The sequence below is a fragment of the Ureibacillus sp. FSL K6-3587 genome (assembly GCF_038593165.1).
GTDB classification, from domain to species: domain Bacteria; phylum Bacillota; class Bacilli; order Bacillales_A; family Planococcaceae; genus Ureibacillus; species Ureibacillus suwonensis.
Genome location: NZ_CP151969.1, coordinates 750,738 through 764,418, shown reverse-complemented (window position 1 = coordinate 764,418; position 13,681 = coordinate 750,738). Strand labels below are relative to the sequence as shown.

Here is a 13,681-nt window from a genome sequence, read left to right as displayed (position 1 = left end):
TGTTTTCCCGACCATAATAACAGTGCCTTTTTTAATACATGATCCGGGCACTTTTCTTTTTAAATTCTATATACCCTATAATGGTATAAATGTGGGGGATCTTCGCGATGAATCATGAACAAAATCCAAACTTGAAAGAAACGACCCTTCAGATAACAGGCATGACTTGTGCGGCCTGCGCCAACCGGATTGAAAAAGGGTTAAAGAAGATGCCTGGAGTGGAAAGTGCCAATGTGAATTTGGCATTGGAAAAATCAACTATTCAATATGATCCAGGCAAGGTCAGCGTAAAAGATTTGGAAAAGAAAATTGAAGATTTGGGCTATGGTGTGGTGAAAGAGAAAAAGGAACTGGTCATAACAGGCATGACTTGTGCGGCCTGTGCCAACCGGATTGAAAAAGGACTCAACAAAATGCCGGGTGTCACAAACGCGGCCGTCAACCTGGCTTTGGAGAATGCGACGGTGGAATTCAACCCTTCCGAAGTGAGCGTGTCCGATATAATTCAACGGATTGAAAAATTGGGATATGGGGCCCATTTGAAAGAAAATGGGCGGGAAGCGACCGATTACCGGGAGCAGGAAATCAAAAAGCAATTCGTCAAATTTGTGGTGGCCGCCGTTCTTTCGTTGCCCTTGTTATGGACGATGGTCGGGCATTTTCCTTTCACATCCTTTATCTATATGCCTGATTTTTTAATGAACCCTTGGGTGCAAATGGCGTTTGCCACACCGGTGCAATTTATCATTGGATGGCAGTTTTACACAAGCGCCTTCAAAGCATTGAAAAACGGCAGTGCCAATATGGATGTACTTGTGGTCCTTGGTACGTCCGCCGCATACTTTTATAGTTTCTATCAAACAATAAAAGTGTTTGGAACGACTGTGCATCCGGATCTTTATTTTGAAACGGGCGCGGTGTTGATTACATTAATTCTGTTGGGGAAATTGTTTGAAGCAAAAGCAAAAGGGCGCTCTTCCGAAGCCATCAAGAAGCTGATGGGCTTGCGGGCAAAACAGGCGCGGGTGTTGAGAGACGGCATCGAGAAAGAAATTCCGTTGGATGAAGTCGTTGTGGGCGACATTCTTCTTGTGAAGCCGGGCGAGAAAATCCCGGTGGACGGAGAAGTGATCGAAGGAAATACCGCTGTCGATGAATCGATGCTGACGGGCGAAAGTATCCCGGTGGATAAAACCGCAGGATCATCCGTTTTCGGTTCAACCATCAATAAAAACGGATTTATCAAAATGAAAGCGACGAAGGTCGGAAAGGACACAGCCCTTGCGCAAATTATCAAAGTCGTGGAAGACGCCCAAGGTTCGAAAGCTCCCATTCAACGGCTTGCCGACAAAATTTCCGGCATCTTTGTGCCGATTGTCGTTGGCATCGCCATCATCACGTTTATGGTTTGGATTTTCTTCATAGCACCGGGAGAAGTGGCGGCAGCCCTTGAATCGATGATTTCCGTTTTAGTGATTGCCTGTCCATGTGCTCTGGGTCTTGCAACGCCGACATCCATTATGGCGGGTACCGGCAGAGCGGCGGAATACGGCATTTTATTCAAAGGCGGCGAATATCTTGAACAAACCCACCATGTTGACACGGTCGTAGTCGATAAAACCGGAACCGTCACAAAGGGCGAGCCGGCATTGACGGACGTGGTTGCGGCGGAAGGCAAAGATGAACAAGCATTCCTCGCCTTGATTGGTTCTGTAGAAAAACAGTCGGAACACCCATTGGCCCAAGCGATTGTGAAAGGGATTGAAGAGAAAGGGATCTCTTTCAGCGAAGTTCAAGACTTTTCAGCGATTCCCGGGCTTGGTGTGCAAGGAATTGTGGATGGAAAAAAAGTGCTTGTCGGGAATAGAAGATTTATGCAAACGAATCACGTAGATATTTCGGCTGTTTTACCTTACGTGGAACAGCTTGAGGAAAACGGGAAAACCGCCATTTTGGCAAGCATTGACGGCGAGTATGCCGGTATGGTGGCGGTCAGCGATACGGTGAAGGAGACGTCGAAACGGGCCATTCAGCGATTAAAAAATATGGGCATTGAAGTGATTATGCTGACGGGAGATAATGAAAGGACAGCGAAAGCGATAGGCGGGGAAGTCGGCGTCAATCAAGTCATTGCGGAAGTGCTTCCTGAGCAGAAGGCGGAAGAAATCAAGAAGTTGCAGGGGGCAGGCAAGAAAGTGGCAATGGTGGGAGATGGAATCAACGATGCGCCTGCATTGGCCGTTTCAGATATCGGAATGGCCATTGGCACCGGTACGGATGTGGCCATTGAAGCGGCGGATGTTACGTTAATCCGCGGCGATTTAAACAGCATTGCCGACGCGATTTTGATGAGCCGTAAAACGATGCGGAACATCAAACAAAACCTGTTCTGGGCATTTGCATATAACACGATTGGCATTCCCATTGCGGCAGCAGGTTTTCTTGCCCCTTGGGTGGCCGGCGCGGCAATGGCCTTCAGCTCCGTTTCCGTTGTATTGAATGCATTGCGATTACAACGGGTAAAACTGAACGGCTAATTTCATGAAATCACGATCAGGTTTGGTCGTGATTTTTTGTTTGCTTGAAAAAGATACAATTACTTGCGTTTATGAAGATAACTTGAAAGTTAAAATCATACTTGAAGCTTCCGCTGAATGACCTGAATTCCAATGCATAAATCCCTATGAAATGCAGATGCTGTAAATATAACAAATGAGGAGATTACCATAAATATTCAACATCAACAGGAGGAATTCCAATGAGAAAGCAGCTTCTTGTATTTACAGCATTTTTAAGCCTCTTTTCATTAACCGCTTGCGGGGATACGGAAAATGTATCGGTAAAAAATGAAAAAAAACCAACAGAATTATTAAATAGCGAAGATGTGGATGTGACAAACAATCAAGCGGACGGAGATAAAGTTCTCGGAGAAAACATGGACGGCAAAGGGCATGCGGATGTTACCCATTCTACGTGGGGCAAAATACCGGAAGGATTAAAAGAAGCAAAAAACCCAAAATTTAAAGTGGGGGACAAAGTCATTATCAATGCAGCCCATAATGATGATATGCAAGGCTCGGAAGGAACTGTTGTGGGCGCTTATGAGACTACGGTCTATTCGATTTCCTATGAATCAACCGTTGGAGAGCCGGAAGAAAACAAGAAATGGTTCGTACAGGAAGAAATCGATTCCCTTGGCGAAAGTAAATTGGATGTCGGATCCAAAGTCATTATCGAAACCGACCGTGAAGAAGGGATGCAAGGGGCGGAAGGTGTCATTGACACTGTTGAAAAAACGGTTGTGTATATGGTAGATTACGTTAATAAAGAAGGGGAAAAGGTGGAAAATTATCAGTGGCTCAAAGAAAGCGAGCTGTCCCCTGCAAAATAAAATGGCGCTATTCAAAATCTGAATTGAATAAAGCTTCTATCCGAAATCATCTCTTATCCGGAGATGATTTCTTTTGTCATGCCTATCGATTTATTTCTATAATGTGATTATAGAAATCTTTTTATTGTTTATAAATGATACAAAAGGATGAAGGCTATGAATATGAACATTCTTGTCACGGTCGATTCCAATTATCTCCACCCCTTAAAAGTCATGTTGAAATCATTGTTCATGAATAATCCAAAAGAAAGCTTCTCCATTTACCTTGTCCATTCATCCATACCCGTTCAGCAACTTGAATCATTGGAAACTTTTGTTTGCAGTGAAGGTCATGCGTTTCATAGCATTCAGATTGATGAGGATCTATTCAGTGAAGCGCCCACTCTGTTGCATTATACGAAAACCATGTATTATCGATTGCTCGCCCACAAAGTGTTGCCGCAAAATATGGAGCGCATCCTTTACTTAGATCCGGATATTTTAGTCATTAATCCAATTAGAGAATTATATGAACTTGATTTGGAAGGCTATCTTTATGCCGCGGCGGATCACCGGACAATGCCGATCACGGAAATCAACAAAATCCGGTTTAATCCTTTTGATTTGGAATGTTACTATAATTCCGGTGTTTTATTGATGAATTTGGCATTGCAACGGGAAGAAATTGATGAAAAGGAAATTTTTGAATTCGTAAGAAAATATCATTCCAAGTTGATCATGCCCGACCAGGATATTATGAACGCTCTTTATTCCAAGCGGATTAAAGGAATCGACGAAGTGAAGTACAATTATGATGCACGGTATTACAATATTTACAAGCTCAAAAGCAGCGGCGAAGTGGACATGGATTATGTTATGAACCATACCGTGTTTCTGCATTTTTGCGGGAAAAAGAAACCGTGGAAGAAAAATTATAGCGGAAAATTTCATTCCTTGTATAAGCATTATGAAAAAATTACGAATGACACGATTCAGACATTGGAAAGCATCCGTGCCGAATCTATCAATGAAAAAGTATTTTGATAGAACTTATCGATGCGGACAGTTCCAAAACCCTTGATAAAAAAGAGGCTTGATTCATCAAAAGAATCAAGCCCCTTTCAATAATCAGGATTCAACGCCTTCTTTTTTACAATACCTATGATCAGAAGCGTAATGCCAATCACACCGCCGATAAATTGATCAATGTAGAAATCGCCATCCCGAAACAATCGAATGAAAAATCCACCGCCAAAAATGACGGTTAAAAGAATGCCAAAAGATAATAAACCATATTTCAAAAAAACACCACCCGTTTCGATTCTCTTGTTCAATATGACAACATGCAATTCCCATAAGATACATTTTTTGGAATGTTGTATACATAAAACAATAGACTATCAATCAGGGAGAAATCAATAGTCTATTGTTGTACTTTTCCTTATGAAGAAAAAGTTTGATATCTTTTATTACATAGCTGTCAATCCGCCATCGATTACAAATTCAGATCCGGTAGAGTAAGAAGATTCATCGGATGCAAGATACAGCACTAAATTGGATACTTCTTCCGGTTGAGCCATGCGTCCCACAGGAATTTGTTTTGCAAATTCTTTGATGACTTCCACCGCATCTCCTTGCGTAACCATTGGTGTTTCAATAACACCTGGATGAACGGAATTGACGCGGATGCCGAGATGCGCAAGTTGGAGTGCAGCCGCTTTTGTAAATCCGCGAACGGCAAATTTGGAATCTGTGTAGCCAATTGCTCCACCGACGATTCCGTTGATGGAAGAAATATTGATAATGGAACCGCCGCCAGCTTTTTGCATGGAAGGGACAACCGCTTTTGTGCCAAGAAATACGGACACTTGGTTAATATCAATGATTCTTCGGTATTCTTCCTCTGTTATCTCCATTAAAGATTTGCTCATGCTGATGCCGGCGTTATTCACCAAAATGTTCACAGGACCAAATGTGTTTTCCGCTTCTTCAATGACTTTTTTCCAATCGTCCGCTTTTGTCACATCTTGCTGTACAAATTTTACGTTTTCTCCCAACTCAGCTTCCAATGCTTTTCCACCTTCTGCATTAATATCGGTGAAAACGACTTTTGCCCCTTCTTTAACAAAACGGCGTACATGGCTGGCACCCATTCCACGGGCTCCACCAGTAACAATTGCCACTTTTCCATCTAAACGCCCCATCACAACCACTCCTTTTTTAATTTGTATACGCTTACATTTATTATAATAGGAAAAAATGTAAGTTACCAATCAAAAGTTTCTAAAATGAATGATGCTCGAAGATATGCTATAGTAACTTTATGACTTACGAAAGGATGTAACCTATGGCAAAAAGTTTAGTGTTGGCCGAAAAACCGTCAGTGGCGCGCGATATTGCGCGGGTGTTGAAATGCAACAAAAGCGGCAACGGCTATTTGGAAGGAAATCAATACATCGTCACTTGGGCACTGGGCCATTTGGTGACCCTTGCCGATCCCGAGCATTACGATGTGAAATATAAAACATGGAAGCTTGAGGATTTGCCGATGCTTCCGAATGAAATGAAACTGATGGTCATCAAGCAGACAGCGAAACAATTCAACAATGTGAAAACCCAACTTCACCGGAAGGATGTCGGCGAAATCATCATTGCGACTGACGCCGGAAGGGAAGGGGAGCTGGTGGCGCGGTGGATTATCGAAAAAGCGAAAGTCCGAAAACCGATCAAACGTCTCTGGATTTCATCGGTGACGGATAAAGCGATCAAAGAAGGGTTCAAAAATTTAAAACCAGGGAAACTGTATGAAAACTTATATGCATCCGCCGTTGCCCGGTCTGAAGCGGACTGGTATATCGGATTGAACGCGACACGGGCGCTTACGACAAAATATAATGCCCAATTAAACTGCGGGCGTGTGCAAACGCCGACTCTGGCCATCATTGCCGCCCGGGAGGAAGAAATCAAAAACTTTGTCCCGAAAGAGTATTATGGAATCCAGGCAATCGGCGACAAAGTGACCCTCACATGGAAAGATGCTTCCGGCAACACGCGGAGTTTTCATAAAGAAAAAATCGAATCCATCATCCAAATGGTAAGGGGCAAAAACGCAGTTGTCACAGCCGTCGAGAAAAAGATGAAAAAATCCTACGCTCCCGCACTCTATGATTTGACGGAATTGCAGCGGGATGCCAACAAACTGTTCGGTTTTTCCGCAAAAGAAACGTTGAACATTATGCAAAGGCTGTATGAGCATCATAAAGTATTGACGTATCCAAGAACCGATTCCCGATATCTTTCATCCGATATCGTTTCTACCATTCCGGAAAGACTGAAGGCGTGCGGTGTTGGCGAATATCGGCAATTGGCCAATGAAATTTTGAAAAAGCCGATCAAAGCCAACAAAGCTTTTGTGGATGACGCAAAAGTCAGCGATCACCATGCCATCATCCCGACTGAACAGGTGCCGAATTTATCCAAATTTACCGACAAGGAACGCAAAATATACGATTTGGTGGTCAAACGTTTCATGGCGGTGCTTCTCCCTCCGTCAGAATATGTCCAATTGACGATTCATGCAAAAATCGGGGATGAAACCTTTATCGCCAAAGGGAAAAACATTTTGAATGCTGGCTGGAAAAAAGTATTTGCCAGCGATGTGTCGGAAGAGGATGATGAAGATGTTCGCGAACAAGTATTGCCGCCGATTGAAAAAGGGGATACGCTGTCGATTACGGGCATCCAGATGACAGAAGGGAAGACGAAGCCGCCTGCCCGCTTTACGGAAGCCACACTGCTTTCCGCAATGGAAAATCCGACGAAATATTTGGAATCGAACAACCGGAAGCTGGCGGAAACATTAAAATCCACCGGCGGACTCGGAACGGTGGCAACCCGCGCCGATATCATCGAGAAGTTATTCAACAGCTTCATGATTGAAAAACGCGGCGGAAAGGAAATCTACTTGACTTCCAAAGGCCGCCAGCTTCTGGACTTGGTGCCGGAAGATTTGAAATCCCCGGCTCTCACCGCCGAGTGGGAAATGAAGCTCGAGCAGATTGCAAAGGGCAAACTGAAAAAAGAAGCGTTCATCAACGAAATGAAACAGTATACAAAAGAAATTGTCCGAGAAATCAAAACGAGCGATAAAAAATATAAACACGAAAACCTTTCATCCAAAACTTGCCCGGAATGCGGAAAATGGATGCTCGAAGTGAACGGGAAGAAAGGGAAAATGCTCGTTTGCCAAGACCGGGAATGCGGCTATCGGAAAACCGTCTCCCAATTCACGAATATCCGCTGTCCAAATTGCCATAAGAAGATGGAATTGCACGGAGAAGGGGAAGGGAAAATTCTCGTTTGCCAATGCGGATTCCGTGAAAAATGGTCCACATTCCAAGAAAAGCGGAAGCATCAAACAAGCGGAAAAGTGGACAAGCGGACGCTCCAAAAATATTTGAAGAAAGAAAATGAAACCTTTTCGAATAATGCGCTTGCGGAAGCATTGAAACAATTGAAACTCGATCAATAAATGCATGAATGCATGGGCTAAAAAAGAAGGGGACGCTCCGAAAGGCTTTTTGCGGATGTCGGTGACGCTTCCGTCACAAAAAAATGGCGGAAAGCAGGAGGAGCGAAGGAAAGTTGACAAAAATTATAGGGGATCCGGAAAGTATTTGGCTTTCCGGATCCCCTTTTTTGAGTGCTTTGAATTTCAAACCAGGATGGGGTAAGAGTCCATGAATGGTTTGATGTTGACAGAGAGATTTGGAATGGCCAAAGAGTATCCATCATGTGCAATCTTTTCTATAAAGGATTTTTCAAAAATAAAGAAAAATCGGAGGGAAAACTCTTTCCCAACCGCTTTTCCTTTTTTTATTTTGTTGCATGAGGCAACCATAGAGTGAGGGAAGGTATATAGGTCAGAATCAACAAGACCACAACGGAAGTGACTAAAAACGGCCATAGAGATCTGACCAACTCGCCAATCGGCACTTTTGTAATGGAAGAGGCAATGAATAATCCGGAACCGACCGGGGGCGTTAAGATACCAATGGTCAAGTTGATGCAAATGATGATTCCAAAATGAATCGGATCCACATTATACAATGGAAGCAAAGGCATAAAAATTGGAACCAAAATAATCAATGCGGCAATACCATCCATAAACATTCCCAGAATCAAAAGGAAAATGTTCACGAGCATTAAAAATATCACCGTACTGTCCGAAATGGAAACCATCCATTCGGCAATGAGTTGCGGTACCCGTTCAAAAGCCAGCATCCATCCAAAAATATTGGCCATGGCAATCAAAATCGTAATGACTGCCGTTGTGGAAACAGTGTTAATTAAAATTCTTGGGATTTGTGAAAACTTAAGTTCCCGATAAAAGAACAGACCCACCAGCAGCGCAACGAAACTTGCAACGGCTGCAGATTCTGTTGCCGTAAAGGCACCGCTTAAAATGCCGACGATGATAATAAGCGGAACGGAAAGCGCCGGCAGTACACTTAAAAAGGAGCGAAACATTTCCCCAATCGATGCCCGCTTTTCTTTGGGCCAACTTTCTTTCAAACCAATGAAGGCAATAATGACGATGAAGGAGAGGCCCAACAAGATTCCAGGTATTACACCCGCCTTGAACATGTCCGCAATGGAAGCTCCAGAACTGACACCATAAATAATAAAGAGCATACTTGGCGGGATGATTGGCCCAAGAAGCCCAGCTGCAGCTGTTGTCGCAGTACTGAAAGATCTGCTGTAGCCCGACTTCTCCATTTCAGGCACCATTGTCCGGCTCATCATGGCAATTTGAGCTGTTGCGGAACCGATAATGGCCGCCAGCATCATGTTGGCGGCCACGTTTACATATGCGAGTCCGCCTCGAAAATGCCCAATGAACTGTTTCGCAAAATTCACTAGCCTTTTTGTAATCCCGCCGAAGTTCATCAATTCCCCGGCGAGCATGAAAAGGGGAATTGCAAGTAGTCCGTAGTTTTCCATTCCGGAATACAGCCGTTGAGGGACTGTGATTAATAATGTCAAATTATCTGTGGTGAAAATATAGATGACAGTTGTAATTCCAAGAACATAGGCAATTGGGACGCCCAACAATAGCAATACAGCAAAAGCAATGAGCGCAATGATCAATGTAAGGCACCCCCATCTTCTCCCTTAAAGGTCTGGATTGTGTTATTGATGACATGGATCGTCGAAAAGGCAAAGGAAATTGGGATACTTAAGTAAAAATAGATTTTAGGCCAATTTAAAGCTGTTGATTTTTGAATGAAAATATTCGGTTTCATAATCCAATCCATTGCCAAGTAGAGAACATAGGCAACAAAGATTAATAAGATGAGGTTGCTGATGATCGTCAAATATTTTTTATACGTTTTCGAAACCGCATCAATGAATAACGTGATGGAAGGTGAGCTTTTTTCTTTCAAAACCATGCTTCCGCCAATGAATGTAATCCAGATCAAGCAGAAGATGGCCAACTCATCTGACCATAATAAAGGGCTTTTCAACACATAACGGAAGAAAAATCCTCCAACCATCGATATTAACAATGTCATCGCAAGAGTAAATGCCAACACTTTCTCAATGAAATAAACGACATCGCTGATTTTGTTAATAACTTTCAAAAGAACACCCTCTATCTATTACAAGATTCATTGGTAATCCAAAAAAAGGGGACTTGTTCCACTTATCCTTCATTTATAAGTTAGAAAGTCCCCGACTCAAAAAACTATTTATTGCTTTCAGCCTCTTCAATAAATGCTTTGATAATATCTGATTTCTCGGAAAATTCATTTCGAACTTCATCTGTTACTGTCTGGAAGGCAGAAGTATTAATATTTTCCAATACTTCAACACCGGCGTCTTTTAATGTTTGCAAATTGGATTCTTCACGTTTAATGGCTTCTTGCACTCCCCAGTCAACCGCATTTTTCAATGCTGTACGGATCATCTCTTGATCTTCCGGTGATAATGAATCATAAACTTGTTTACTCATTACGATGACAGTAGGGAATGTCATTTGGTTTGTTAAGGTTAAATATTTAGCCACTTCATAATATTTCTCAGTGACTAGAGCATCCAAATCGATATCAATGCCATCGATTACGCCTGTTTGTAAAGAAGTATAAACTTCACTCAGCGGCATTGCTGTCGGTCCAGCACCAACTTTTTCCCAGTAAGATTGCATGGCAGGGCTACCGATAATTCGGATCTTTTTCCCTTTCAAATCTGCAGGAGATTTCGCAAAGCCATCCGTCATCAAAACATGTCGGTTTCCGGCAAACATAAAGTCCAGACCCACCAGACCCTGGGAATTCAATTCCTCCAGCATTTGTTTTGCCGGTTCAGATTCCCGCAGTGCTATAGCTTCCTCTATACTTGAGAATAAATAAGGCATAAACCAGGCATTCAATGAATCTTGACGGGTGCTCATGTAAGCGTTTGTCATAAAGCCAAAGTCAATGGCACCGGTTTCTAATTGTTGCACCATATCCGCTTCCGTTCCCAATGTTGAAGCAGGGTGAATTTCAATATCAAAACGTCCATCCGAAAGTTTTCTTAATTCTTCACCAAATTTCTCGGCTGTTACGTTCCAGACGTGATTTTCCTGCACAACGTGAGCAATCTTAAATACGCGGGTTTCCCCCTCAGCCCCCGCATTTCCGTTGGATTCGGAAGAGTCGTTGCTTCCGCATGCAGCTAATGCAAGAACTAATCCCCCAATAAGAAAAGAAAAAAATAATTTTTTAAAACTCATAAAAATCCCCCTTGTTTGAATAAAAAATAATATGTAAAAGACTATTTGCAATAAAATCAATCTATCAATATTACATGATAGTCTTTGACAACATATTCAATTTTTTAAGTAAACCAATCGTAAAATCATTGTCCTTAAATAGAAAATTTCGTTTACGAAATTAACGTCTATTAATAGTGAACTTGATACACTAATAATATAAATTTGTCACAATAGTGTCAATATTTTTCACATTTCCAACTTAGAAAAATTGAAAACTTATTAGAAAAAAATGAGATAAAAGAGCAGAATCCCATTTGGAGATTCTGCTCTTATTTGTTTCATCATCTGAATGCCGCTTTAAATTCTCCGGTGATTTCTTGGAATCCATTATTAGATTCATATTTTTGTTCAACTTCCAGGTCGAAGCGTTCCATAATCGGCAAGTCGTTGACAGAGAACAGGTAAGAGTCCTCGGATGCCACATGTTCATACCAAGCCCAGTTCGGTACTACAAAATAGTCGCCTTGTTTCCAGTCGAAGCGCACACCGTTGATCACCGAATAACCGGAACCTTTGTGCACGTTATAAACCGTTGAATGTGTATGACGCAACGCTTTTGTATGGAAACCTTTCGGCAAAAATTGCATTCGGGTACCAAGAGTAGGGTTAGCCGATTTGCCAGTGGATGGATTAATGTATTCCACTGCATAACCGTGGTTTGGATCCGGATCGAATTCCATTAATCCTTTGATGGCATCGACTGTTCGCTGCCATTTGAAGTTTGCCAGTGGTGCAATTGTATATTTGCCATCTCCCAATGGGCGAACCATGCCGCCTTGGTAACGTTTTTCGCTGAAGTTGTCCGGCACTTCCGGACGTTGTAAACCGTCTTCTGTATCTTCGTATGGGTCAAAGAATGTACCGCCAATCGCAAATACGGTTGGAATGTCTAATGCATCCATCCATAACATTGGCTCGGTGCCAACATGTTCATGGCCATGCCATAAACCTTTCGGAGTGATGAGGAAATCTCCTTCCTCCATGAATACCCGTTGTCCTTGGACAATTGTGTATGCACCAGAACCTTTTGAAATAAAGCGCATGGCGTTTTGAGAGTGGCGGTGGGATGGCGCCTTTTCACCAGGCAGCAAGCTTTGGACAGCTACATAGATTGTTTGGGTTGTGGATGCCCACCCCCAAGGTTTGCGATAGGTCAAACCAGGATTTTGGAAATAGATTGCCCGGCGTTCACCACCGCGTTCAGGTGTAAAAATTTGGGTAGCTTCCGCCATTTTCTTCTCAATCAATTCACTGCTCCAAAGATAAGCTTCCGCTTGCGGAGTCGGTGTGTGATGCATGATTTCTGGAATCGCTTCCCAAAGTGGCCCAAGATGATACTGCTGAATGTCTCTCGTGAAATCGGTTACAATGGAACTTTTCATAAATTCTTTCATTTCTTGACTTACTTCACCCATGGTCATTCTCCTTTTCCAATTATTTTTTAAAGGGAGCAGCCGATAAGCTGCTCATACCAAATGGCTGGCATTAAACGTTTGCCGGTTGTTTGACAGCTTTCACTTTATTTTCAAGTACTCCAATCTTCTCGATTTCGATTGTGACAACATCTCCGTCCTTTAAGAATTGAGGAGGGTTCATGGCAAAACCGACGCCTCCAGGGGTACCTGTCAATACAAGATCGCCTGGCTCAAGAGTCAATAAGCCGGATAAGAAGGAAACCAGTTTTGGAACATTAAATACAAAGTCATCGGTATTGGTAGATTGTCTCACTTCACCGTTTACTTTTAAGACCATTTCAAGTCCAGCCGGATCGCCGATTTCATCCGCAGTCACTAAGTGAGGCCCCAACGGTAAAGAGCCGTCCACTGTTTTTCCTTGCAGCCATTGAAGGGTGCGGCGTTGAATATCGCGATATGTGACGTCGTTGGCAATGGTATATCCTGCCACATAATCGAGCGCATCTTCTTCAGAAACATTCCGTGCTTGTTTACCAATGACGAAAGCGAATTCCATCTCATAATCCAGCTGTTCAGAAATAGGATAGTATGGAATGTCATCTTCCGGACCGATAATCGTGTTGGCAAATTTTGCAAAAATGACTGGATGGGTTGGAATTTCTCGGCCCATTTCTTGAATATGTTTACGAAAGTTGTGGCCTACACAAATGATCTTTCCAGGTTTTTGAACAGGTGCTTCAATTTTCACTTCACTGCGGTGGTAAACCGCTTTTTTATCGGAATAATCAGGGTTTTCCAAAATGAAATCGATGGCTCCTTGTGCAAGTACCAATGATTCTTTTCCACCCTGGAACAGTTCATCTGTTATGGCAGGTACATATGCATGGGCAATTTCTTGATAACGGTATTTGCCTTGTGCTTTAAGCTGAGCCTGGTAAGCGCAGTTTAAATCGATCACTTGATTGTTTACAATTGCACCGGCGCGGATGTGTCCGTCTGCTGTAAAATTGACTAATTTCATTAATCGTCCTCCTAATTATAATTATAGAGAATCAAGTTCACTATTTATATAAAAAT

At 42.6% G+C, this 13,681-nt stretch carries 11 protein-coding genes; 4 read left to right on the top strand and 7 right to left on the bottom strand.

Annotation, left to right across the window (positions count from 1 at the left end; translation table 11 throughout):
• Positions 1–107: 107 nt before the first annotated feature.
• The 3 genes from NSS77_RS03670 to NSS77_RS03660 all read left to right on the top strand — a co-directional run bounded on the left by NSS77_RS03670 (position 108) and on the right by NSS77_RS03660 (position 4,414).
• Positions 108–2,537, top strand: coding sequence for a heavy metal translocating P-type ATPase (locus tag NSS77_RS03670; protein ID WP_342470444.1), 2,430 nt, complete (start codon positions 108–110; stop codon positions 2,535–2,537).
• A 221-nt stretch (positions 2,538–2,758) separates the two neighbouring features.
• Entirely contained in the window at positions 2,759–3,391 is a 633-nt protein-coding gene (locus tag NSS77_RS03665; RefSeq protein WP_342470443.1) for a DUF1541 domain-containing protein, read from the top strand.
• Positions 3,392–3,547: 156 nt separating this feature from the next.
• Positions 3,548–4,414, top strand: coding sequence for a glycosyltransferase family 8 protein (locus NSS77_RS03660; RefSeq protein WP_342470442.1), 867 nt, complete (start codon positions 3,548–3,550; stop codon positions 4,412–4,414).
• Between the two features lie 77 nt (positions 4,415–4,491).
• Here NSS77_RS03660 and NSS77_RS03655 read toward each other — a convergent pair whose 3' ends face one another.
• Both NSS77_RS03655 and NSS77_RS03650 read right to left on the bottom strand, forming a co-directional pair.
• Positions 4,492–4,671 carry a hypothetical protein gene (locus NSS77_RS03655; RefSeq protein ID WP_342470441.1) on the bottom strand — a complete coding sequence of 60 codons (180 nt, stop codon included), beginning with the start codon at positions 4,669–4,671 and terminating at the stop codon, positions 4,492–4,494.
• Positions 4,672–4,839: 168 nt separating this feature from the next.
• Positions 4,840–5,574 carry a glucose 1-dehydrogenase gene (locus tag NSS77_RS03650; RefSeq protein ID WP_342470440.1) on the bottom strand — a complete coding sequence of 245 codons (735 nt, stop codon included), beginning with the start codon at positions 5,572–5,574 and terminating at the stop codon, positions 4,840–4,842.
• A 143-nt stretch (positions 5,575–5,717) separates the two neighbouring features.
• On the opposite strand from NSS77_RS03650, the gene NSS77_RS03645 reads away from it, so the two are divergent.
• On the top strand, positions 5,718–7,901 hold the full coding sequence (locus tag NSS77_RS03645; protein WP_342470439.1) for a DNA topoisomerase III: 2,184 nt from the start codon (positions 5,718–5,720) through the stop codon (positions 7,899–7,901).
• Positions 7,902–8,245: 344 nt separating this feature from the next.
• On the opposite strand, the gene NSS77_RS03640 is transcribed toward NSS77_RS03645, so the two are convergent.
• The 5 genes from NSS77_RS03640 to NSS77_RS03620 form a co-directional block, all read right to left on the bottom strand.
• On the bottom strand, positions 8,246–9,520 hold the full coding sequence (locus tag NSS77_RS03640; RefSeq protein WP_342470438.1) for a TRAP transporter large permease: 1,275 nt from the start codon (positions 9,518–9,520) through the stop codon (positions 8,246–8,248).
• Positions 9,517–10,014, bottom strand: coding sequence for a TRAP transporter small permease (locus tag NSS77_RS03635; RefSeq protein WP_342470437.1), 498 nt, complete (start codon positions 10,012–10,014; stop codon positions 9,517–9,519). Before NSS77_RS03635 ends, NSS77_RS03640 begins: the two co-directional genes overlap by 4 nt.
• 104 nt (positions 10,015–10,118) lie before the next feature.
• Positions 10,119–11,147: a TRAP transporter substrate-binding protein gene (locus NSS77_RS03630; protein WP_342470436.1), complete on the bottom strand. Its 1,029-nt coding sequence runs from the start codon at positions 11,145–11,147 to the stop codon at positions 10,119–10,121.
• 323 nt (positions 11,148–11,470) lie between these two features.
• Positions 11,471–12,604 (bottom strand): cupin domain-containing protein, encoded by a 1,134-nt coding sequence (locus tag NSS77_RS03625; RefSeq protein WP_342470435.1) that lies wholly within the window; start codon positions 12,602–12,604, stop codon positions 11,471–11,473.
• 70 nt (positions 12,605–12,674) lie between these two features.
• The gene (locus tag NSS77_RS03620) at positions 12,675–13,625 is read right to left on the bottom strand and encodes a fumarylacetoacetate hydrolase family protein (RefSeq protein ID WP_342470434.1); all 951 of its coding nucleotides are present in this window, start codon (positions 13,623–13,625) and stop codon (positions 12,675–12,677) included.
• Between the last annotated feature and the right edge of the window lie 56 nt (positions 13,626–13,681).